This is a genomic window from Bradyrhizobium sp. McL0616 (genome assembly GCF_049993385.1).
In the GTDB taxonomy this organism is placed as follows: Bacteria; Pseudomonadota; Alphaproteobacteria; order Rhizobiales; family Xanthobacteraceae; genus Bradyrhizobium.
Genome location: NZ_CP188255.1, coordinates 963,903 through 984,325 on the forward strand (window position 1 = coordinate 963,903; position 20,423 = coordinate 984,325).

Annotated in this window: 21 protein-coding genes and 1 pseudogene; 5 read left to right on the forward strand and 17 right to left on the reverse strand. The window is 59.6% G+C overall.

Annotated elements, in window-relative coordinates; all coding sequences use genetic code 11:
* Nucleotides 1-33: 33 nt before the first annotated feature.
* On the forward strand, nt 34-1,413 hold the full coding sequence (locus tag ACPPVR_RS04660) for a TAXI family TRAP transporter solute-binding subunit (protein WP_426613093.1): 1,380 nt from the start codon (nt 34-36) through the stop codon (nt 1,411-1,413).
* Nucleotides 1,414-1,499: 86 nt separating this feature from the next.
* Here ACPPVR_RS04660 and ACPPVR_RS04665 read toward each other — a convergent pair whose 3' ends face one another.
* The 6 genes from ACPPVR_RS04665 to ACPPVR_RS04690 all read right to left on the reverse strand — a co-directional run bounded on the left by ACPPVR_RS04665 (nt 1,500) and on the right by ACPPVR_RS04690 (nt 5,189).
* Entirely contained in the window at nt 1,500-1,745 is a 246-nt protein-coding gene (locus tag ACPPVR_RS04665; protein ID WP_426613094.1) for a hypothetical protein, read from the reverse strand.
* Nucleotides 1,746-1,871: 126 nt separating this feature from the next.
* Entirely contained in the window at nt 1,872-2,081 is a 210-nt protein-coding gene (locus ACPPVR_RS04670; RefSeq protein ID WP_426613095.1) for a hypothetical protein, read from the reverse strand.
* 202 nt (nt 2,082-2,283) lie between these two features.
* Nucleotides 2,284-2,589 carry a hypothetical protein gene (locus ACPPVR_RS04675; RefSeq protein ID WP_426613096.1) on the reverse strand — a complete coding sequence of 102 codons (306 nt, stop codon included), beginning with the start codon at nt 2,587-2,589 and terminating at the stop codon, nt 2,284-2,286.
* An 89-nt stretch (nt 2,590-2,678) separates the two neighbouring features.
* On the reverse strand, nt 2,679-3,146 hold the full coding sequence (locus ACPPVR_RS04680; RefSeq protein WP_426613097.1) for a DUF992 domain-containing protein: 468 nt from the start codon (nt 3,144-3,146) through the stop codon (nt 2,679-2,681).
* 37 nt (nt 3,147-3,183) lie between these two features.
* Nucleotides 3,184-3,513 (reverse strand): glycine zipper domain-containing protein, encoded by a 330-nt coding sequence (locus ACPPVR_RS04685; RefSeq protein ID WP_426613098.1) that lies wholly within the window; start codon nt 3,511-3,513, stop codon nt 3,184-3,186.
* A 128-nt stretch (nt 3,514-3,641) separates the two neighbouring features.
* On the reverse strand, nt 3,642-5,189 hold the full coding sequence (locus ACPPVR_RS04690; RefSeq protein WP_426613099.1) for a tetratricopeptide repeat protein: 1,548 nt from the start codon (nt 5,187-5,189) through the stop codon (nt 3,642-3,644).
* 160 nt (nt 5,190-5,349) lie between these two features.
* On the opposite strand from ACPPVR_RS04690, the gene ACPPVR_RS04695 reads away from it, so the two are divergent.
* Both ACPPVR_RS04695 and ACPPVR_RS04700 read left to right on the forward strand, forming a co-directional pair.
* The gene (locus ACPPVR_RS04695) at nt 5,350-5,589 is read left to right on the forward strand and encodes a DUF1127 domain-containing protein (RefSeq protein WP_426613100.1); all 240 of its coding nucleotides are present in this window, start codon (nt 5,350-5,352) and stop codon (nt 5,587-5,589) included.
* 108 nt (nt 5,590-5,697) lie between these two features.
* Nucleotides 5,698-5,916 carry a hypothetical protein gene (locus ACPPVR_RS04700; protein WP_426613101.1) on the forward strand — a complete coding sequence of 73 codons (219 nt, stop codon included), beginning with the start codon at nt 5,698-5,700 and terminating at the stop codon, nt 5,914-5,916.
* Nucleotides 5,917-6,345: 429 nt separating this feature from the next.
* On the opposite strand, the gene ACPPVR_RS04705 is transcribed toward ACPPVR_RS04700, so the two are convergent.
* The 4 genes from ACPPVR_RS04705 to ACPPVR_RS04720 form a co-directional block, all read right to left on the reverse strand.
* Nucleotides 6,346-7,905 (reverse strand): ISL3 family transposase, encoded by a 1,560-nt coding sequence (locus ACPPVR_RS04705; protein WP_426616302.1) that lies wholly within the window; start codon nt 7,903-7,905, stop codon nt 6,346-6,348.
* Nucleotides 7,859-8,095, reverse strand: a complete 237-nt coding sequence (locus ACPPVR_RS04710; protein ID WP_426613102.1) for a hypothetical protein — start codon at nt 8,093-8,095, stop codon at nt 7,859-7,861. The genes ACPPVR_RS04705 and ACPPVR_RS04710 overlap by 47 nt, the downstream gene beginning before the upstream one ends.
* Nucleotides 8,096-8,423: 328 nt before the next feature.
* The gene (locus ACPPVR_RS04715) at nt 8,424-9,044 is read right to left on the reverse strand and encodes a DUF2865 domain-containing protein (protein ID WP_426613103.1); all 621 of its coding nucleotides are present in this window, start codon (nt 9,042-9,044) and stop codon (nt 8,424-8,426) included.
* A 372-nt stretch (nt 9,045-9,416) separates the two neighbouring features.
* Nucleotides 9,417-11,159 (reverse strand): tetratricopeptide repeat protein, encoded by a 1,743-nt coding sequence (locus tag ACPPVR_RS04720; RefSeq protein ID WP_426613104.1) that lies wholly within the window; start codon nt 11,157-11,159, stop codon nt 9,417-9,419.
* Between the two features lie 490 nt (nt 11,160-11,649).
* On the opposite strand from ACPPVR_RS04720, the gene ACPPVR_RS04725 reads away from it, so the two are divergent.
* Nucleotides 11,650-12,060, forward strand: a complete 411-nt coding sequence (locus ACPPVR_RS04725) for a hypothetical protein (RefSeq protein ID WP_426613105.1) — start codon at nt 11,650-11,652, stop codon at nt 12,058-12,060.
* 350 nt (nt 12,061-12,410) lie between these two features.
* Nucleotides 12,411-12,821: a hypothetical protein gene (locus ACPPVR_RS04730; protein WP_426613106.1), complete on the forward strand. Its 411-nt coding sequence runs from the start codon at nt 12,411-12,413 to the stop codon at nt 12,819-12,821.
* A gap of 148 nt (nt 12,822-12,969) precedes the next feature.
* On the opposite strand, the gene ACPPVR_RS04735 is transcribed toward ACPPVR_RS04730, so the two are convergent.
* The 7 genes and pseudogenes from ACPPVR_RS04735 to ACPPVR_RS04765 all read right to left on the reverse strand — a co-directional run bounded on the left by ACPPVR_RS04735 (nt 12,970) and on the right by ACPPVR_RS04765 (nt 20,215).
* A complete protein-coding gene (locus ACPPVR_RS04735) occupies nt 12,970-13,314 on the reverse strand; it encodes a hypothetical protein (protein ID WP_426613107.1) in 345 nt (114 codons plus the stop codon).
* 96 nt (nt 13,315-13,410) lie between these two features.
* Nucleotides 13,411-13,692, reverse strand: a complete 282-nt coding sequence (locus tag ACPPVR_RS04740; RefSeq protein WP_426613108.1) for a hypothetical protein — start codon at nt 13,690-13,692, stop codon at nt 13,411-13,413.
* A gap of 367 nt (nt 13,693-14,059) precedes the next feature.
* Nucleotides 14,060-14,482: pseudogene (locus ACPPVR_RS04745) on the reverse strand (IS110 family transposase); the annotation flags it as partial.
* A 95-nt stretch (nt 14,483-14,577) separates the two neighbouring features.
* On the reverse strand, nt 14,578-15,345 hold the full coding sequence (locus tag ACPPVR_RS04750; RefSeq protein ID WP_426613109.1) for an SURF1 family protein: 768 nt from the start codon (nt 15,343-15,345) through the stop codon (nt 14,578-14,580).
* A gap of 403 nt (nt 15,346-15,748) precedes the next feature.
* Nucleotides 15,749-17,356, reverse strand: coding sequence for a DHA2 family efflux MFS transporter permease subunit (locus ACPPVR_RS04755; protein WP_426613110.1), 1,608 nt, complete (start codon nt 17,354-17,356; stop codon nt 15,749-15,751).
* A complete protein-coding gene (locus tag ACPPVR_RS04760) occupies nt 17,353-18,912 on the reverse strand; it encodes an efflux RND transporter periplasmic adaptor subunit (protein WP_426613111.1) in 1,560 nt (519 codons plus the stop codon). The genes ACPPVR_RS04755 and ACPPVR_RS04760 overlap by 4 nt, the downstream gene beginning before the upstream one ends.
* Nucleotides 18,913-19,045: 133 nt before the next feature.
* Nucleotides 19,046-20,215, reverse strand: coding sequence for a patatin-like phospholipase family protein (locus tag ACPPVR_RS04765; RefSeq protein ID WP_426616332.1), 1,170 nt, complete (start codon nt 20,213-20,215; stop codon nt 19,046-19,048).
* Between the last annotated feature and the right edge of the window lie 208 nt (nt 20,216-20,423).

The window sequence follows — 20,423 nt, forward strand, 5'->3', positions numbered from 1 at the left end:
CGGCAGCGCCAAATGTCCTCGTCTGATGCGCAAATGAAACCCACTGACGCAGACCGCCGAGGGCGGAGAAGGACGAAGACCCTCCTGCTGATCTTGGCCATCGGATTTCTCATTTTTGGAGCCGCCGCGGGCACACTGTTTTATGCGCTGCGGCCGATAACTCTCCGGATTGCCGTCGGACCGCCGGGAAGCAACGATCACAAAGTGATTGAGGCGATGACCGAGGCCTTTGCCAACGAAAGCAGGACTGTGCGTCTGTCGCCGATCGTCACGGCCGGAGCGGTCGAAGCTCTCGCTCTGCTTGGTGCTGGCAAGGCCGACCTTGCGGTCGGTCGTGGCGATCTGGAAATGCCGGCCGACGCGCAAACAGTCGTCATCTTGCGCAAGAACTTCGTCGTGCTGTGGTCTCCTTCGGGACTTGCGGGCAAGGGCTCCAAGAGAAAGCCAGCGCCGAAAATCAAGGAGATCGCCGACCTCGCGGGGCACAGGGTGGGAGTGATCGGCGGGACGCCGGCGAACGCTGCGTTGCTTCGGGTCATCCTGAGCGGCTCCGGCGTGGAGACGGACAAGGTCGCGGTGACGCAGTTCGGCACGAGTCAAATCGAGGAGCTGGCGCGTGACCCCACCCTCGATGCATTCATGGCGGTCGGTCCGCTCGACAGCAACATAACCTCCGGCGCGATCGCGGCGACGGCCCGGACCCGCGGCGAGCCGAAGTTTCTCGCGATCGATGCGTCGGAAGCCATCGCCCTGAAGCACCCGAGTTACGAAGCGGAGGAAATCCCGCCAAGCATTTTCAATGCGAATCCGGCCTGGCCGGATGACAAGGTGGACACAGTCAGTGTCAGCCACTTGATCGTGGCGCGGAAGGCTCTGTCCGAAACGACGGTGGCGGCATTTTACCGGCAGGAATTCGCCCTCCGGCAGGCGGTTGCAAAGCAAGTGCCTGGCGCTGCGCAGATTACCAAGCCGGACACTGAGAAAGAAGGCGAGCTGCCGATACATCGGGGAGCGGCGGCCGTCATCGACGGGACTGAACGCACCTTCCTCGACAGATACGGCGACTACTTCTGGTTCGCGCTCCTGCTTCTCTCGGGGGTTGGTTCGGCCGGCGCCTGGTTGCGCCAATATTTGAATCGGGACGACAGGGACGAAAATACCATCCATCGCAACAGAATTCTGGCCATGGTCTCAAAAGTGCGGACCGCGGAATTCGACAGCGAATTACTGGTCATGCAGCGGGAGGTCGACACCATCATTGCGGAAACGCTCGACTGCTACGATGGCGGCTTGATCGAGGAGGAGGAACTGGCAGCCTTTGGCCTTGTGCTCGAACTGTTCAACCATGCCATGGTCGAGAGGCGCGCCGCCTTGCAAGCAGCCCCTTCAAACCTGCTGGCGGCGCGGCGGTAGGCGATCGGCTCGCCCTGGCCGCGGCTTCGAGCGGCTATGGGTCAAAAGCGGGCTTCGGTTGGGGCCACCGAAACACTTCTGCTCGATCAGCAGCCGCGGCAGATGCCGGAGATCTTGCGGTCGATGTAGGAATCTTCCGGATCGAGGAAATCCAGCGATCCCATCGTTGTCGCGGGAACGTCGGACGCGTGCGGCTGGCGGTGACCGACCGGCGCCGCCCAGGGCTTTGTGGTCGTTTCCTTTCCGCCCACCGATGGATGGAAAGATTGCGCCGAAGCTGCGCTCATCACCGATACGATCGCGACCACAACCAGCATCTTCGAGGTAATCATAGCTATCTCCAAATGCATCCCGCCCTGTGCGGTTCTGACATCTGGATTTGCAGCGAAGGCCCGTTATTCCCCGTGATAGCGTAGGCGTGATGCAGGCGTGGCCCAGCCTTCTGAAACGATGCTTTGTCAGGCCGGCGCTTTCCTGCCGATCAGGCCGAAGACGATCATGACGAGGCTGATGCCGCCGACAGCGCCCGAGACTTCCCCGACCGTACGCATCAGGGCGACAGGATCATTGGACCACAGCGTCATGTCCCGCATAGACAGGAAGAACAGCACGGCGAGCACCAGCAGCACCGTGCCGACCGCAATCAATCGCCAGTTACGCTTTCGCATGACAGACACTCCCCGTATCGCCCATCGACGGGCGAGGCCGCTTACTCCATAGGGGGATAGTGTCGCGGAGTTCGGATCGGGTTCAATCGGATCGGGCGACATGGGGCAGCCGAGCGCTTTTGATAGCTCCGACAAGCGCAATCCATCTCCGTCATCCCCGCGTAATGGCTTCGCCATTGCCCGGGGATGACGGGGTGATGGATTAGCGCACGGCCAAATCCGCCATCGGTAGCAATTCCAGCCTCGCTGATGATTTTTCCAACAACGAGGCGTGTGTTGTGCGCCGAGGGTCATTCCGATAGTTTTGAAAGTCCGCATCGGATGCGAAGCTGACGATGTGCATCTCGACGGTGCCATCCGGATTTCGAAGCCGACGTTCCAGAGATCCGTTGAATTCGGGCAAGAGCGGCAAGACGGCATCCTCGTAGGAACGAAAGTCCGCGATACCCTCTTGAGAGATTCGGGCTATGAGCACAAACGTTAGCGGCTTGGTTTCATGGGACATCATCGCTGCCGATCACACGCGCTGCAATGATGGCATTATGCCCCTGTTTTGCCCGACGCGTCACACGAAGGTCATGTCGGGCAGTGATTTCGTCATCGGAGGGTCAGCCGGGCCACCCCAAGTGCCAGATTGACACCAACCTGGCCTTCTACCGACAGTGGCTGCAGGGAAATCGTGCGATGGGATCCGCCGACGAGTACGTTGGCGCCGAGGCCAACACCTAACGACGCATTGCCGCTGGCGCCCACATAGGTTCCTCTCAGCGTTCCGTGTCCGACATGCGAGGTCGGTGCGAACACCCCCCAGAACAATCGTCCCCCGCCGGTGACCCCGAGATCGAGGCCAAGCCGGCCAATCGTGCCGCTATAATTGTAGAGGCGTGTCGTTGCGTTCGACCTGAAAACGCACCGTAAATTCTGCCGCGAGCCGAGAACCAAACCAACTCTGGGACCGGTATCGCAGGTTAACCCGCCGACTCGAACAGGCTGTGCCTGCGCGAACGCAGGCCCTGCGAGAGTGACCATGAAGCATGAAATAACTGGAAGGCAGATTTTCAACATTTGTCTCTTCCTGTGGGTGGCGGCCGGTCAGATCAACTCAACGGCAATATCGGTGCGACACGGGGTGAGATCTTCCGTTGTGCGTACGATACCAGCAACGGCCGTTCCTCCAATAATATCTGTGCCAATTGTGACGCCGGTGGGCACCGGCAACTGCACCGGCGGTAGCTCCTATGGCAGCGCCGCGACGTCCGCCAATGGCACCTCCGATAACCGCGCCCCGCAGTGCACTCTGGCCGAAGGATTCGGTGGAAGGCAATATTCCAACGAGCGAGAGCAGAATCAAAAATAGCGAAATTTTTCGCATATCATTCCCTGTTGTCGTCCGGATGATCGGCATCCTAGAAAACCCTATCGAGGGGGACATCAGGTCAATCCGGTGTTGCCGCTCCGGTAAATTACCGAGGGTATCTTCTTCTTGCCTTCCTTCTGTTTCTTCGGAAGCTTGCGCTTACGGCGTGATGTCGCCGCCATAGCCGCGCGGCAGACGCCGCGTCATTCGGGAAGCCCTGCTTTGCGGAGGCCGTCGATATACAACTGAGGCCCCAATAGGCCGCCGCGCGCTACCCGTTCAGAAATGCGAAAATCGGGTTCGAGTTCGAGCAGACCAGCCACTGTCTCCTTTGCCTCTACGTCGCGACCCAAATGAGCCAGGGCCGACGCAAGGCCGCGATAAGCGAAAGGATAGAGCGGGTTCTGGCGGACGGCCTTCCTGGCGGTCGAGACTGCCTCCTCGAAACGACCAAGACCGATGAAGGCAACGCTCATTCCTCCAAACGTTGAAAAAAGCAGCGGGTCAAGTGGGCTCAATCGAATGCGGCGCTCAAAGCTCCGGATTGCCTCTTCTGGCTGCCCCGCCATCAGGTAAGCGAGACCTCGCTGCTCCCATATGGGGGATGAATTAGGGTTTAAGGCGACCGCACGGTCCACCATCCCCCTTGCAGTATCGTAATCGTCAGAGAAGGAAGCGGTTGCGTTGCCCAGCATGCTCAATGCCAAAGTGGCGTTCCCGTCGATGCTGAGGGCCAGCCGCAGAAGCCGAAATCCCTCTGCAATTTCCGACGTCGGATCGGTCGCCCATCCCTGACGTACATTTCGAATGTGGCATCCCCCTGCAAGGGTGGCGGCAAAGCAGCATCGAGGGTCGATCTCCAATGCGCGAGAAGCAAGCCGAAGACTCTCGGCCGATCCGTCCCGGGTCCATGACGGGAGGTGCTGTGCGCGAAGGCAAAGGTCGTAGGCGCTGAGGCTGTTCGGCCGACGCGAAGCCAAATCAATTTCGGTTTGAAGCAGTTTTGGCTGAATCACGGAGACAACATTGACCGTCACCTCGTCCTGCAACGCAAAGACATCGCTGAGATCACCTTCAAACCGATCAGCCCAAAGGTTCGCGCCAGTCATGGCATCAATCAATTGGCCGGTAATGCGGACCTTTCCCGCTGCTTTGCGCACACTTCCTTCGAGGACGTAGCGAACGCCGAGCTCGCGTCCGACCAGCTTGATGTCGACAGCCCTGCCCTTGTAGGTAAAGCTCGAATTGCGCGCGATCACGAAGAGGGATTTGAACCGCGACAAGGCGGTGGTGATTTCGTCCACCATGCCGTCCGCGAAATAGTCCTGCTCAAGATCACCGCTCAGATTGGTGAAGGGGAGAACTGCGATCGAGGGCTTGTTGGGGAGCGCGAGCGCTGGTGTTGTCGAATTGTCGGCGGTTGCCGCACTTGCGGACCCCAGCGTTTCCACCACCGACCCGATGAAACGAAAGCCCCTGCGCGGCAATGTCTTGATGAGGCGCTGATCCCCACCTGTATCGCCGATCGCGCTCCGCGCGACATTCAGGCGGGTCGTGAGCGCGGCATCGGACACGCTCCGCCCATTCCAGATGGCGTCGATGAGATCGCCTTTGCTGACGACGCGCTCTCTGTTGCGGATCAGGTAATCGAGCAGGTCGAACACCTGCGGCGCGACGGAGATGACGTCGGCCCCGCGATGCAGCTCGCGCCGGACTGTGTCGAATGCATAGTCCTCGAACAGATAGCGCAAGCTGCGAATCCTTCAGTCGCTCCTACATTCCGGGCTCCAGCGCCGCCTGAAACGCGAAGAATAAGCCCCGGGTGAGGAAAATGTAAGCCGCCGGTTAAGCGCGCTGGAAGATCTTGCGGCAGCTTGGGGTGGTGAAACAGTCCAGACAGGACACACCACAATGAGCACGATCAACGAGACCACCGAGCTGCGACCCGCAAGCGCGAAGCGTCAGGTCTACAGTCCTCTCGAAATCTACTGGGATGCATTTCAAGAGTGGCGCAAACGCGGGAAGCTGCGCGCCCGTTTGGAGCAGCTTGCGGACAGCGAGCTTGCGGACATCGGCATCACCCGCGGTGAGATCGATTACGTTGCCTCGCACCGGGATAGAGACCCGCGAAGCATCCGATCCGCAGAATGAGCGTCGGTATGGATCAGGCGGCGGCATCGCCGAACGTCGCAAAAACCTTTTGGCGATCAGTGATCTAGTTCACCTGCTGTGCGCCTACAGGTGCCGTAGAAGGATGTCATGGCAATGATCAACACATGGAGTTCGATCATGCCCATTCTATTTGACATGCTTTACCGCGAATTTCTCCGGGCGCGCCTCGCCGAGATGCGGAAGCAGCTCCTGCTGTGGCCTGGTACCGCTGGGGTTCCCGAAAAGAATTGCGACGCCGGCCACCCCGACAACGCTGCTGAGTCTTCGCGGGATTGGGACAGTCACACGGACAGAAAGCATTCCTGAGACTGGCTAGTGGAATCGAAAGCCGCTTCAAATGGATTTGGGCGCCGCGGACCGCGGCCAGATGCGGGCTCATGGCGGCGCAGCAAAAGGACAAGCACGAACCAGGTTGGCTGTTTGACGGATCTCGGCTGCGAGCGCGTGCTGTCTCCTGAAGTGCTGCTTGCTCATAAAGGCCTTGGAAGAAAAATGCCGCCGATGAACAGCAGCAGGATTGCGATTCCGAAGAGGATCCTAAGATGCCGGGGTAGCTCCAGCAGATCTCGGTCCGCATTCCAGGGGTCCTGGCCGAAGTATAAATACCACCTAAGTCGGTAAAATATGGTCGCCGAGAGCGCGAGCAATGCAAAGGACGGGACATGGTTCGCCGCTTTGTTGAAATGATCGAGCGGGTCAAAATACGGCTCTGACGCAACTTTGGTGCAGCCGTGGTCATGTAGCGGCCCCTATTAGGCGAGCCTGAAGCAAGTCGAGCTTGGCACGCCCGTACATTTGACGCTTAACGAGCTTGAGCTTGGTGATCTGGCCTTCGGTCTGTCCGTTGGACCAAGACGTCGTGATCGCAGCGCTGATGGCGGCTTTGTCCTTGGTGACGCCATTGGCGAAGGACACGACGAGGCTCGCGCATGCGCGTTCCAGCCATGGGTCAAGATCGGCGTGGGCCTTCTTACGGATCATCGTATGGAAAGCGGCGATGACTTCTCGAGCTTCTACCAGGAGAGGAACGCCTTGCTCGATCGCCGCGATGGTGACGGTGTCTGACTTCGATAGCGTATCGCGGCCATTGGTCATCAAGCGGGCGATAGTTCTTGCGGACGGCACGCGCTGTAGGCTCTGAGCATTGGGCGTTTCGGCGCGCCGACGGCGTGTCGCCCACTCTGTAACAACCCGCACCGAGCCCCTAAATCCCTGCGCCTTGAGGCAACGCCACAGGTCGGCGCCGTTACGATGACCAGCAGCCCACTGCGCGTCGAGCCATGGTAGGTGGGGTTCGAGCGAGCTCTCGCGAACTCTGAACACATCGGTTCGCTGACCTCGCAGCACCCTGCGAACAAGGCCCCGGCTATGTCCGGTGAGCCGCACGATCTCCTTAATGGAGACGCCCGCCTCAGCCTGCTTGAGGATTGCCGCGTTGGTGTCCTCACGTCGCAGATAGCCCTCATACTGGATGCGCTCGGCGGCGGTCAGCAAGTCGGGATTTATGGTGGCGGAGCCGACCGCGGCGCGGACCCGGTGCATGGATTTGCGAACCGCATCGAGGAAAGCGTGGCTGGCGTTCTCCATGAGATGCCAACGGTCAGCGACCTGGGTGGCGTGAGGGAGTGCCTTGGCGGCAGCAAGGGCGTAACTGCCGCCGCGGTCGCGCGCGACCACAGTGATTTGCGGCTGGCCCGCGAGCCAGGCCTGCGCGGTGGCAGGTTCTCTGTCGGGTAAGAGTGTGATCGGTCGTCGCCGCTCCAGGTCGCAGACGATTGTTCCGTAACGCTGGTTGCGCCGCCAAGCCCAGTCATCGATGCCTATAACGCTTGGTGCAGCAAAGGGCGGACACCCGCGCCTTCGAACGACCCGAAGCAACGTATCATTGCTCACGGGCAACATAAGTCGGCGGGCAAAACTCGCCGCTGGGCGGCCACCCAAGGCAAGGCCAAGATGATGGACGACCAAATCGAGCCGCGCGGTTCGCCGCGCCCACGGTGCCACAGCGCCGTCATCGAAGCGCTCGGAGAAAATACGTCGACCGCACAGAACCACTTCGCAGCGGAAGCGACGCGCCACGACCACAAGCCGAACCTGCCGCCCCGCCAGCGGCAGATCGGTAAGGCGTCGCTGATATCGGCTATGGATCCGCCTAGAACTGGCTCCGCATCCGGGACAGAGACTCGTCCTACTCGTGGGACGCACGGTGATCACGGTCGTGGTGCCGTCACAGAAGGCGCTTTCCACGTCAAACCCGCGAGGGACCAGGGCCGACGGACGTAGGGCTTGCCGCATCATGTTGATTCCTTTGTGAAACCAACGCGAGCCGGCGCTTGAACTTCATCAAAAGTGAGTCAGAGCCAAAATACAGCGCCACCAATACGACCGGTGCTGCGAAGATGAGAAAGATGGCAAACGCGCGAAGATAGAGGCGCAGGCGCACCGGCACGAAATTGCGCACCGCTCTGAACCAACGCTCGCTCATGGATCGGATTTTACATCATCGCGCCGCGTTGGGCCTCCAACCTTCTAAAATTCTTGGCAAGTCCGTCCAATCACCAGCGCGGCGCCGCTGAGCAGTACCTACTCAATCATTCGTTTGGCCTCAGAGGCGGACATCGCGAAGTCCGAGATCATGTCCGCCTTGGGTCAAAATGCGAAGAACTCAGAGTGAGAAAATCGAGTCCGCTCCGCCCCACTAAGCGTACCTGAATGAGAGGTGTCGCCACTTCGCATTCGGGCCAACAACGGAAGAAGCTCTGCAAAGAGGTGATCGTCGGACATTGATTGCAACATCAATCCGCATCTACGCGCTAGTCGCGCGCGGGCACCGGCTTCCGCGTGATGGTCGCCGCCGGAAGCGGCGTGAAATCCGGGTTCTGGTCGTTACCGACCCGTATGCCGGAATAGGCGACGAGCCCGTCAGCGGTGGCGACCGCGTCGCCCGAGCGTAACGAGCCGTCCATCGCGAGATCGATTGATGCAAGACCGGCGGGGCTTTGGCCGTTGCAAGTGCAATCGGCGCGCAGCGCCTTCCGATAGGCAAAGGCGTTTTCGCTATCGGCGTAGCGTTCGCCGGTTGCGGCATAGGCTCTGTCGATGCTGGAGCCGAAGAAAACTTTGGTCGGGCTTGCCGGACAGAAGGCCTGACACATCTGCGCCGGCGAGGCCGCGCCGCGCATCAGCGGAAAATATTTTCCGTCGCAACTGCGCACGCAGAAGGCAGGTCCCGCGCTTACGACGACCGGCCGCGGCGGTGGTGATTGCGGATCAAGAGTCGAGGTCTGCTGCTGTTGCTTCTGGCCGCCACCGAAAAAGAAATCAAGCAAGCCTTCGGCCGCACTCATTTCGGGCGTCAGCGCCACGGGGCCAACGATGGCAACAGCAACAAGCATACGGCGCAGCTTGCGCTGAAAGCACAATTCGGTACGCATCGCTTGCTCCACCGGACGCAACGAACTCTCTTCAGTACAAAGGACGCTTGCGGCAACCGTGGATACGAAACGCGCTCTAAGCTGGGCGGAGAAGGGGAAATAAATAGGCGAGTGGGCACGGCAAGCGCCACATTTTGGCCGTTATGGGACGCCGTCGGAGCCGTAATCCCCCGGAGTTCGCGCCGCGTTGAAACCGACCGAAGTCCGGTTCGGGTCAACAACGGCCCTGACAGCGTTGAAACGGGACTTCCGAAATGTCCCAGAGAGCAGACATTCGCGGTGCTCGTTGGCATGTCTCAAACGGGCCACAAACGGACTCATGCATCGCAGCAATTACGTCCTATTCGCCCACCTCGTCGACGCGAGTGTGGCTCATTCGGGCAATCCCGCTTTGCGAAGGCCCTCAATGAACAGCTTCGCTCTTGCTAGTCCGCCCGCGTTCAACGGAGATATTGTAAAGGCGGGATCAAGCTCAAGCACACGCAACGCCGCCTCACGCGCCTCAGCGCCGCGTCCAAGATGGGCGAAAGCGGACGCGAGACAACGGTAAGCGACCGGAGTTGACGAGTTGACACGCAAAGCCTTCTTTCCTGAAATGATTGCGTCATCAAACCGACCAAGCTCGATAAAGGCCAACCCCATTCCCGAGAACGTGCTGTGTAGCCGCGGGTCGACCGGGCTCATGCGAATGGCACGTTCATAGCTTCGGACCGCTTCCTCCGGCAGCTCCGCAGTTATATAGACCGAGCCTCTGCAGTTCCAAGCGGCGTATGAATTTGGGTTGAGCGCGACCGCCCGGTCAACCATTTCGACCGCGCTTTCACAATCGCCGACCATGAGCGCAGTAATGGCGCTGGCCATCGCTAATATGTCCGGATCACCATCGTTGATGCTTAAAGCCAACCCAGCAAGCCGAACTGCTTCCTGGCGCTCGAATTGACGATCGATCGTATAGCCCCAAAGGGCGTTTTGCATGTGACAGACACCTGCCAGTGCGGCGACCAAGCCGAATCGAGGGTCCAGCTCCAAAGCGCGATTGGCCAGCCTTATCGCCTCCGCCAACCCTTCGCGGGTCGCCAGGTAATGCTGCGGCAAGGCTCGGAGATATAAATCATAGGCGGTAAGGTTCTCTGGTCGCCGCCGCGCTGCCATTGCAATTTCTGCTTGAAGCAACTTTGGCTGAATGGTCGAAACAACAGCGGCCGTTACTTCGTCCTGGAGAGCGAAAACGTCAGTCAGGTCACGCTCGAACCTGTCCGCCCAAATGTGCGCCCCCGTCACCGCATCAATCAGCTGCCCCGTGATCCGAACTCTCCCAGATGCTTTGCGTACCGCCCCCTCAAGGACGTAGCGCACACCAAGCCTGCGCCCGACCTCTTTAATGTCGACGGCTCGGCCCTTGAAGGTGAAGCTCGAATTGCGAGCAATCACTAACAACGATTTGAACCGCGAGAGCGCCGTAATGATTTCTTCAACCATCCCATCCGCAAAATACTCCTGCTCGGGATCGCCTGACATGTTTTGGAAGGGCAGTACCGCGATAGACGGCTTGTCCGGGAGTGGAGGGGCCGTACCAAGCCACTCGGTCGGCACGCTATGCGTTCCCGCACGCACCGCGTAGGCGCGGACCGGCTTGGAGATATTCTTGAGCTGCTGCTCGCCGCGATCCTCGAAGCCAACATCCAGCTTGCCTTCGACCTCGCTGTAGACCTTTTCAGACATCAGGATGCCGCCCGGATCGGCGATCCCCTCCAGCCGGACAGCAATGTTGATCCCGTCGCCATACAGGTCGCCGTCCTGCCCAACGATTACGTCACCAAGGTTGAGCCCGATGCGTAGCTTGAATGGACCCCTACCCTCGGCGAGATGATCCTGCATCTCGGTCGCGCATCTCACGGCGGCTAAGGGACTGGCGAATTCGGCGAGCGCGCCATCACCCGTTGTCTTGATCAGTCGGCCGTCGTGGCGGGAGAGGCTCGGCGCGATCAAGTCCCGCTTGAGCCGCTCGAACTCGGCATAGGTGGCTTCCTCAGCGCGTTGCATCAACGCGGAGTAGCCGACCACGTCTGCGGCCAAAATCGCCGCCAGTCGCCTTTGAACCCGCTGCTCGGCCACAGCGCCCTCCGAACGACCAGACTAACCCACGCCGCTAGGACAAGGGGACCCTAGCACTTTGTTGCGGACCTGTGAGCGGCAATCGCGGGAGCCCGATTGCCTCAAGTGGAACTTGGAGGTCCGAGTTGGGTCAAAAGCGCCGTTTTTGCACTCGGCCAGCTACTTCTGATGTACCACCAACTTCAGACATGTCACTGCACTGCGCCAACTGGCGCGATGGGCCAGTAACAGGTCACCTGCCGCAACCTGAACCAGGTACGGTCTGCGCACGTAAACCGACGTGGGCAGCGGCTTTCTCAATCCGTGTTGGGAGCATCGCCGACGTTAACCCTATCGGCAAATGATCCGTACGTGGGTCGGCAGCCGCCGACAACTAGCCTTATTGGAGCGGAGAATGTTCAGCGGCACTAACTCAGGTTAGAGGCGCATTATGCTGAGAATGGCGTTGTTGGGTCTCCTTATCCTACTGAGTGTAGGAGTGCTGTCAGCAATGGAACTGAGAGCTCCACCGCGCAGCGCAATCGCGACCGTGCAGCCGCTTGCCGAGCCAAGCGCAGGCACTTCTGCTTCAAATGGCGCGTTGGCGAAGGCCGATCGTCTTGAAGTTGTCGCTGTGAGCGGCGAGGCGCCGACTCAGGCTGCTTTGGTAGAAGAACGCATTGCTCCACCAGAAGACATCAGTATCGGTTCGTCGGAGCCTCCGAGGTCGATCACCCGTGATCGGCAGAATTCGAAGAAGATCGGGGCCGCTACACGTCCCAAGCCGAAGCCAAAGGCAACCGTTATCAAGCGAGCTGCCATTTTCCAGAATTCAAAGGCCGCCAGCGATACCGAGCCCTGTCGGCTTAAGGCGTTTGGTGGCTTGCGCAAGGCATTGAATTTGGCCGGCTGCGAAATCTGAGGGCGCCTCCGAGCCTGGCAGATCGAAGTCGAACAATCTGTGTTCGTGGTCCGCCGTGGGGCAGAAGCTGGAGTCTGGGTCTGCTAAGCGCTGGGTCCACTCTGTCCTTGATAGCGGGCATGCCAGAGCTTTCGCTGCGTGGCGGCTTAGGGTCAAAAGCGTCGATTTGACCGTAACTCGGCGATGTCCGGTCTATCCCTAACAACCGACGTTCGGGGAAACGCTTGGTTTCGCCGGTATGGGGCCAAAGGCGGAACCGGTTGAACTTCCGCTCTTTACCTTCAAAAGTTATAAAAGACAGAGTTGGCATGGCCGCTTAGCCGGGTCGGCCTGCGTATTGGAGGGATGCCGTGGCCTTGACGGTGCAATTGCTAAAGCAGTTGATTGCCTCGCTTCCGCCAAGCGAAAGCAGCAAGGCAGCTCTCAACTTCCTGAAGCAATCAGACCTGACCCAAATCGTCCCTGCCAGAGGACCATCAGGTTACATGCCGGCCGAATATTGGCTTCGAGTTTACAAGATTAAGCATGGAACCGCGACGGAAGCAGGCATCGCCACCTACGGCTTTCCTTTGCTACTCGCTGCCTTACAGAAGTTGCCCCCCTCAGCACCCGTTGCCATCACTGCGTTCGAAACCAGAGAATGGCATGGGGCTTTTTGGTCCGAACAAGCCGATCAACTCGTAGGGTTCGGGCTCGTGAAGCGCCGATCCACTCGGGAAGAGCAAGACCGCTTAGATTGGTTTCGGCGCAACTTGACGTAGGACGCAACGCGACCTTCGGCAGAAGTCACAGCGTGTCGGCCTCGGATTAAGGGCTGCGCTTGTTGGCTTCAGTCATTTCAGCCCGCTAAGAGCCAGAAGCGAACGTTCGCCATTCGGAGCAGGCTGCCAACTGATCACGTAACCCTGCTTATTTGATGAGGAGTTTCCGTGCGTCTTCCGCCGCTCGATCCAAGCGTATGCGACGCTTCCCTTGGCCCAGTTCGTCACGATATTGACCTAGAGAGAAGACGCTGAGTTCTTTGACGGTCAGCGCCCCAGCAGCGCGCGGAATCTCAAAAGTAACAACCGACCGGTCATCGATGAGTACTGTATAGATGTCTTCGTATTGCTCTGGAATGTGGTTTAGCACGTGAGAGACCGTGCCGCGTTCGCCATTGGCCGCCATGAGCTTTACCAAATCGGCGTCTCGACTGCTTTCATTCTGCAGCAAGATGCGAGACTTGTATTTGTCGTGGAGACGTTGCGGTGACATCCTTCTAAACCTTCCCATCCCTTCCGGGAGAAAATGACCGCGAAGACCGACATCTGCAACGGGCCAAGAGCAGCCGTTCAAGCACGGTATTTCCAATTAGAAGTCGCCATCCCACTTAACCGGGCCCCATGGTTGAGAATCGGCCCACGCCTTTAATTCTTCGAGCGATAGGTGCTCGCCCGAGTTGGTAAGCAGGCAATAGTACAAAAAACCATCCTTCGTTTCGGGTATCGGTCGGCTCTCGTCTATTGATGGCTCCTGGTCGGTGTTACGGTCAAATCGAGACGACGCGAGACGTGCTTCCTTCCGGTAAGCTGCGATGCGCTTCGGAATGTTGCCGTCATAATACCAAGTACCTTCCGCAACTTTTTCAGACATTTTGGCGCTCGCAAGCTGAAGCCGCTTCTCTTGTAACGAACGATGCAGAATGACTGCAATGGGTCTCAATCACGTTAGTTTACCCCTCAGCGGATGACTGCCGGTTTGCGCCCGATCCGGACATGTCGCTGCGCCACGCCACCGTCGCGATGGGCCCATGTGTGGACGGCTCCAGCTTGGCGAGGGTTTTCTTCACGCCTGCGGCGGTGGTCGGAGCAGCCATGTGTTCGGCCTGTCAGCGCGGTTCACGCGACCGCTGGCCATAATGCCCTTCGCGGATCAGGTCCCGGTCAAAAGCACGCATTCGATGATGCCGTGGCCCATGTGGGTTGTCCTGATCGCCGGATCGACCGGCGCTGCATTAGGCGCGGATCGAATTGATGACGGCGGTCTGCTGGCGGATAAACAGATGGCGCGCCCGGTGAAGCATCAGACAGCCCTGTTGCTCGACCGTCCTAGTCGGCACAAACCGCATGTTGGGCCTCGTGACCGCCTCGCAAATTGCCTCCGCGTCGGTGCCATCGTTCTTCTGTCGCTTGACGTAGGGCTTCACATAGGCCGGAGGCATCAATCGTACCGTATGCCCCAGCGCCCGCAGTTCGCGGGACCAATGGTGCGACGACGCGCAAGCCTCGATCCCCACCAGGCATGGTGGCAGTTTTTGGAAAAATGCCAGGACCTGCCGGCGCTTCAACTGCCGGCGCAGGACCACTTGGCTGGCCGCATCAACGCCGTGCACTTGAAAGACCGACTTGGCGATATCGAGACCGATTGTCGAAATCGACTGCATAGCCGCTCCTCCGAATCGTGGGAGCCTCAAACGGCGCCCACTCCTTGGCACTCTCGTGCCCGTGGAGGAGTCGTCCACAGCATCAATAGCGGACATCAGGAGGGGGCAGGCAAGCTGCGGCGCTGCCTGACAGAAAATGCGATCAGCAGCGAGCCTGCCAGCCCTGCCAGCGAAAACCAAATGATCGCATATCGCATGTGCTCGTCGGGCAGATGCACCTGAATCGGTCCGGGTTTCGGGATGCCGCTCGGTGGTATCGGCGCCTCCAGATCGATATAGAACGGCGCTATCCGATCCCACCCAAGCGCCTGCGCCATCGCGAGATGATCACGGGTGAACCACAACCGCTTGTCGTGCTCTACGTTAAGCGTGAACAAGCCGGTCGCTACCGGAAAACGGACGTAGCCCGTCATCAGGACAGGCTTGTTGGTGATGAGTTGCGCCACCGCGCGATCCTGCTGGCCTCGGTCCACCATCGTGTTCGGGACAAATCCCGCGTTGACCGCAACGGTCTCGCCGGTTGGTAGTTGGGCAGGAATGAAAGCCCAGCTGCCGGTACCGGAAATATCGTTGCGCATGGCCGTGCCGGAGCTGTAGACCATCGCATCCAGGCGGGCCTCATAGGTCGCCGCAAAGCTGACACGCCGGAACTCGTCTTTCTCCGCGGTCAGGGCGGGCCACTGCGAGGGATTGGACAATGCCACGGGCGCTGCGGCGAGGCGTTCACTTAGCACTGCAATGAGCGCGCGCTCCTCGATCCAGCGCTGCAATTGCCAGACGCCACCGCCGACAAACAGCGCCACTATCACTAGCGTAAAGACGGCGAAGCCGACGGTACCGCGTTGCCCAACTCGGTCAGTCATCGTAACGCACCAAAGGCTCTTGTCGCGTTGCCGGCGACGCTTGCATCCAGCCTGTGCCGAGGTCTTACGGCCTTACTGTGTGCCTTTGCTGGCAGCGTCCACGGCAATGCGGAGGTGCCAAGAGGCGCAATGAATTCGCCTCGCCTCGTGTGACCTCCCTGTCGATTGGCCCCGGCTACGGCATCGTACCCTAGTACGTCCAGCGAACGGAAGGGAGGGTCGAATTCAGGGGTGGCGATCAATAACGGCTTCGGGTCAATCGCGTCATTTTGGACGAGGGCCAACGACTTAGGGGCTACCCTTAACAACGGACCTCGGCGAAATCCGGGAGCCAGTCTGTTGAGTGCCAATAGGCGACACCATTCCATCATCTTGTCAGCGCACGTGACCCCGCGGGCACACCTTATTCGGCACCGATGTGAGCGCCTTTCTCAGCCACTGACCGTTTCATCAGAAGCACCACAAGTACCGGCGCGAGCGTCACCACAGCCAACAAGAAAAAGACGTCGAAATAGGCAAGCGATGACGCCTGCTGTTGACGCAAAATGTCGAGCGACTGCCAACCGAACTTCTGCGCGGCAGACGGATCGCCGGTCTGCTGCAGGAAAACGGCCTGGGCCTGATCGAGGAAGGAGACGACATTAGCGTTGAAAGAATCGAGGGACTCGCCCAACCGCAAAGTGTGAAATTGGTCACGCCGCTCCTGAATTGTCTGCGCCATCGACGTCCCCACGCTGCCGCCTTCGTTGCGCAGCAAACTGAGCAAGCCGACAGCCGCGCCGCGCAGCAGCGGCGGCGTATAGAGGTAGGCCGCGACATTCGCAGGGGCAAAGCACATCGAGAGTCCGAAAACCAGCATCACCCGCGGCCAGACGACCTGGCCCGGGCTGATCTCCAGGTTCATTTGCGACATCCAATAGTTTGCGAACGCCATGGCTAAGAGGCCGGCAGCGATCAACCACCGGGCATCGGTTCCTCGGCCAAGGGCCAGGCCGACAAACGGCATTGCCAGAAGCGCAGCGAACCCAGCCGGCGACATGACCAACCCCGCGCTGAGAGCATCATAGCCGAACAGAGATTGAAGCAGAGCTGGCAACGATGTGCTCGCGGCGTACAGGACTGCAAAAGCGCAAAAGATGATGAAGCAGCATGCAGCGAAATTCCGTTCCCGCAGGGGACGAAAATTGACCACGGGGCTGGGATGGCGCAACTCCCAAAAAATCAGCGCGATCAGACCAACAACGAAGAAAATCGCGAGCGTCTGTACACGCCAGAATGGATCGCCCAGCCAATCCCATTCCTGTCCCTTGCTGAGTACCACTTCCCAGGAGACCACGACGATCACCAGCAGAGACAGGCCGAGCGTGTCGAAGCGCAACGGCTGCTTTCTTAATTCCTTACGCTGCTCTGTGAGATAGTCCGGATCCCGCAGCAAAGCATAACACGCAGCAAGCGCCAGGAGACCAACCGGGACGTTGATGAAGAACACCCATCGCCACGAATAGTTGTCCGTGATCCAGCCGCCGAGGGTCGGACCGACGACGGGTGCCAAGAGGGCAGCTAAGCCAAACAGCGTCATCGCAATGCCTTGCTTCTCCACCGGAAAGGCGTCCAGCAGTACGCCCTGGCTGGAAGGCTGCAGGCCGCCGCCCGCCAAACCCTGCAAGACGCGAAACACAATCAACTGACCGAGACTTGTGGCCATCCCGCAAAGTCCGGACGCGAGGGTAAAGACGGCTATCGACAGCAGGAAATAGTTGCGGCGCCCGAGATGCGCCGAAAGCCAGCCACTGATCGGCAGGATGACGGCGTTGGCGGCGAGATAGCTGGTGATGACCCATTCACCGTCATCGACAGTGGCCGAAAGGCCGCCGGCAATGTATCGCAGCGCGACCACAGCAATGGTGGTGTCGAGGACCTCCATGAAGGTCGGTATGATCACGACGGCGGCTACGAGCCACGGGTTCACGTCCGCCTGGGATCTGACAGGTGAAACGACCACGTCCGTCATTTGCTGCCGCCTGGCGTGTTCGCGGTCGAAGCGCTGCCCGGCGTCGGCTGCATGGTGCTTTGAAGGAACTTTCCGGCATCGGGGCCAGTGGGCGGCTTGTTGATATGGACGTACGGAACGACCGACGTGCCGATGAACAGCGGCTTCTTGTCCGGGTCGTATCCTTCAAGCTCGATGCGGACCGGCAGCCGCTGCACGATCTTGATGTAGTTACCCGTAGCATTCTGCGGCGGCAGCAAGGCAAGCGTCGATCCGGTTCCGAATGAAAACCCGGTGATCCGGCCGCTGAATACCTGTTTGTCGCCATACATATCGACATAAAGATCGGCGGCCTGACCGATGCGCAAGTCGCGCAGTTGCGTCTCCTTGAAGTTGGCATCGATCCAGATCTCGTTGAGCGAGCGAATCGCCATCAGGCTCTGTCCGACCTGAACGTCATTGCCCGGGTTGACATTTCGGCGCGTGACGACGCCGTCAATGTCTGCGACGACATCACAATACCGAAGGTTCAGCTCGGCCAGAGCGAGATCGCGTTTGGTGGCTTCGAGTTTAGCCTCGGCTTGCTTGACCGTCGGCGCCTCCGCCGCCAGCCGATCGAACGTGCGGTTGATGTCGCCTTTTGGATCAAGCTTTTCGAAGTCTTCGAGCATCTGCTTCGGAGACTTGTTGTAGGAAAGGAGAATGCCCAGTTCAGCCGCGGTCTGAATCAATTGCGCCTGCACCTGCAGGACCGAAGAAAAGGTTTGGTCGAGATTGGGCGGTACCTGCTCGAGATCGGCGCTGTCCTCGGGCAAAGCCTCCAGGCCCAAAGAGACACGGATCTGGTTTGCGTCCGCCAACGCCTGGACAACAGCTGCTTGAGCGATTGACAACGACGCTTGACGCTGATCGTAGAGCTCGCGGCTCGCCGTTTCCGACTCAAGCAGCTTCGACGTTCGGTCGAACTCCTGGTGCGCGAGTACAAGCGTGGCCTGTGCCTTCCTGAACGCAGCGACCTTCGCATGTAGCAGGCTTACCTGGTTGTCGACATTCTCAAAGGCTTGTTCCAATTGCCAATGGCGGCTCCTTGCCTGTGCTTCGATGCCGCGCACCGTGGCCCGGGCGGCATCGAGGTCTGCCTGTGCGGTATCGACCGTCGCCTTTTTCACCGCCACTGCGTCTCGAAACGGCTCCTTGTCCAATTCAACGAGAAGATCTCCCTTGTGTACGCGATTGTTGTCATCCACCAGAACCCGGGAGACCTGACCGCGGACGCGGGGCGCCACGAACGTCACGTGGCCGTTCACGTAGGCGTCGTCGGTTGAAACCGTGCTGAGCGCGAACTGGATCCAGGGAATACCGAACACCAAGGCAATCGCCAGAACCAGAACGCCCAGTCCGCCCATCAGCCATCTTCGTTTCACCGCGGAGCTCTGCCTCACTGGTGGAATCGGTCCGGAAGCAGGATCTGCTTGCGGCAATTCGTCGTCGCGATGGATCGCTGCATCCGCTTTGGCGGTCGCGGACGCATCGGCCGAACTCGACCCTCTGCTATGCTCAGTCATCTCGGCAGGCATTGGATGATCCACTCCTAACGATTGTCTCTCAAGCAATTAGGTCGTGTTGATCGCCGGAACCTATTTCTAACCTAAATTCAGTCTCTCGTCGCGGAAGCTCCTGATACGGGCAGCGCGCCTCGTGACCGGCGGCTCAATCTCCGTCAGCGGCGAAGTCGAAGATGGCGACCTCGTCGCCATTGCCTGCGCGTTCGAGCACCTCGGGATGGAGTAATGTGCGCATGGCGTCGTTGTAGCCCGAGCGCCAATGCTCTGCCATGGACAACCGGGAGAACTCATAGTCTTTCGAGTCGCCTTCGTAAGATCTTGGGCGATAGATGAGATGGACGAGGTTATAGGCGTGGCGCTCCGCGATCGAGGCGAGGAACCTGGCTTCGTCACTTTGCTTGAACTCGTCCGGCAGCTGGTCGAGGAGCATGGCGACGGAGTATTCCACCTTGTGCAGCCGTTTGATGAAATCCGTGAAGGCGCGCGTGCGGCTCGAATATTGGATTTCTTTCTGGCGGGTTGCGACTTCTGCGAGGTTGCGCGGAAACTCTCCGTGCGCGCTCCAGAGGTCGACCTGAAACACGAGCGCGTCGGGCAGGCGCGCGCCGGTCACGCGTGTGTCCGTCACAAGCCACTGAAGCGGCGTATTCGAGACGAGGCCGCCATCCCAATAATGCTCGCCCTCGATCTCGACGGCGGGGAAGCCAGGCGGCAATGCGCCGCTGGCCATCACATGCTCAGGCCCGAGCACCTGCTTTGCGGTGTCGAAATAGGCCAAGTTTCCGGTGCGCACATTGACGGCACCGAGGCTAAGACGCGTTTCCTTCTCACCGGAGTTTAGGCGGTCGAAGTCGATGAAGCGCTCGAGCGTGGTTCTCAGCGGCCGCGTGTCGTAGTAACTGGTCGCCTCGATGGTGCCGGGGAGATGAAACCACGGATTGGTGATGCGTGGTCTGAAGAAGCCTGATGTCCCGACATACGCAACCATGGCAGCGCTCACCTGATTGGCGAGCGCTCGCGCCTCGCCTCTCTCAAAGAGGCCAAAGACGTCGGCGTGGAATCCCATGGCGGGAGCGGTGATTTCCTCCCAGAACGCGCGCAGCTTGTCGATGCGTCTCTCAGCCGCGTTGCCGGCGATAATCGCGGCGTTGATGGCACCGATCGAGATGCCGACGACCCAGTCGGGATGAAGCCCGGTTTCAGCCAAAACCTGATAGACGCCGGCTTGATAGGCGCCGAGCGCGCCACCTCCCTGCAGCAGCAGCGCGATACGATCGAATTGAAGTCGCGGGCGCAGATTTCGGCCCTCGTCCATTCTCGCTACACGCGATTTGGGGACGAATGGCCTTTCCGCGAGCGGCATGTCTGGCACGACCGGATCGCGCAACGCTGTCGTCGGCATGCCCTCCCAGATCGTGCTCTTCGCCATGGCTAGCGGAACCCCGGCTTGAGAAAACCCGACGTGGCATCGCGCATTGTACCGAGCTCACTGTGGGACCGTACACCCGACCCGCACATTGTGA

What these genes read in the sequence shown, in the direction of transcription:
- ACPPVR_RS04670 (WP_426613095.1), bottom strand. Translation starts at nt 2,081, where the DNA reads ATGCGAAAGCGTAACTGGCGATTGATTGCGGTCGGCACGGTGCTGCTG.
- ACPPVR_RS04765 (WP_426616332.1), bottom strand. Translation starts at nt 20,215, where the DNA reads ATGGACGAGGGCCGAAATCTGCGCCCGCGACTTCAATTCGATCGTATC.
- ACPPVR_RS04740 (WP_426613108.1), bottom strand. Translation starts at nt 13,692, where the DNA reads ATGTCTGAAAAAGTTGCGGAAGGTACTTGGTATTATGACGGCAACATT.
- ACPPVR_RS04675 (WP_426613096.1), bottom strand. Translation starts at nt 2,589, where the DNA reads ATGATGTCCCATGAAACCAAGCCGCTAACGTTTGTGCTCATAGCCCGA.
- ACPPVR_RS04660 (WP_426613093.1), top strand. Translation starts at nt 34, where the DNA reads ATGAAACCCACTGACGCAGACCGCCGAGGGCGGAGAAGGACGAAGACC.
- ACPPVR_RS04725 (WP_426613105.1), top strand. Translation starts at nt 11,650, where the DNA reads ATGGAACTGAGAGCTCCACCGCGCAGCGCAATCGCGACCGTGCAGCCG.
- ACPPVR_RS04755 (WP_426613110.1), bottom strand. Translation starts at nt 17,356, where the DNA reads ATGACGGACGTGGTCGTTTCACCTGTCAGATCCCAGGCGGACGTGAAC.
- ACPPVR_RS04760 (WP_426613111.1), bottom strand. Translation starts at nt 18,912, where the DNA reads ATGCCTGCCGAGATGACTGAGCATAGCAGAGGGTCGAGTTCGGCCGAT.
- ACPPVR_RS04695 (WP_426613100.1), top strand. Translation starts at nt 5,350, where the DNA reads ATGAGCACGATCAACGAGACCACCGAGCTGCGACCCGCAAGCGCGAAG.
- ACPPVR_RS04750 (WP_426613109.1), bottom strand. Translation starts at nt 15,345, where the DNA reads ATGACTGACCGAGTTGGGCAACGCGGTACCGTCGGCTTCGCCGTCTTT.
- ACPPVR_RS04710 (WP_426613102.1), bottom strand. Translation starts at nt 8,095, where the DNA reads ATGAGCGAGCGTTGGTTCAGAGCGGTGCGCAATTTCGTGCCGGTGCGC.
- ACPPVR_RS04715 (WP_426613103.1), bottom strand. Translation starts at nt 9,044, where the DNA reads ATGCGTACCGAATTGTGCTTTCAGCGCAAGCTGCGCCGTATGCTTGTT.
- ACPPVR_RS04665 (WP_426613094.1), bottom strand. Translation starts at nt 1,745, where the DNA reads ATGATTACCTCGAAGATGCTGGTTGTGGTCGCGATCGTATCGGTGATG.
- ACPPVR_RS04680 (WP_426613097.1), bottom strand. Translation starts at nt 3,146, where the DNA reads ATGTTGAAAATCTGCCTTCCAGTTATTTCATGCTTCATGGTCACTCTC.
- ACPPVR_RS04735 (WP_426613107.1), bottom strand. Translation starts at nt 13,314, where the DNA reads ATGTCACCGCAACGTCTCCACGACAAATACAAGTCTCGCATCTTGCTG.
- ACPPVR_RS04700 (WP_426613101.1), top strand. Translation starts at nt 5,698, where the DNA reads ATGGCAATGATCAACACATGGAGTTCGATCATGCCCATTCTATTTGAC.
- ACPPVR_RS04685 (WP_426613098.1), bottom strand. Translation starts at nt 3,513, where the DNA reads ATGTCCCCCTCGATAGGGTTTTCTAGGATGCCGATCATCCGGACGACA.
- ACPPVR_RS04705 (WP_426616302.1), bottom strand. Translation starts at nt 7,905, where the DNA reads ATGCGGCAAGCCCTACGTCCGTCGGCCCTGGTCCCTCGCGGGTTTGAC.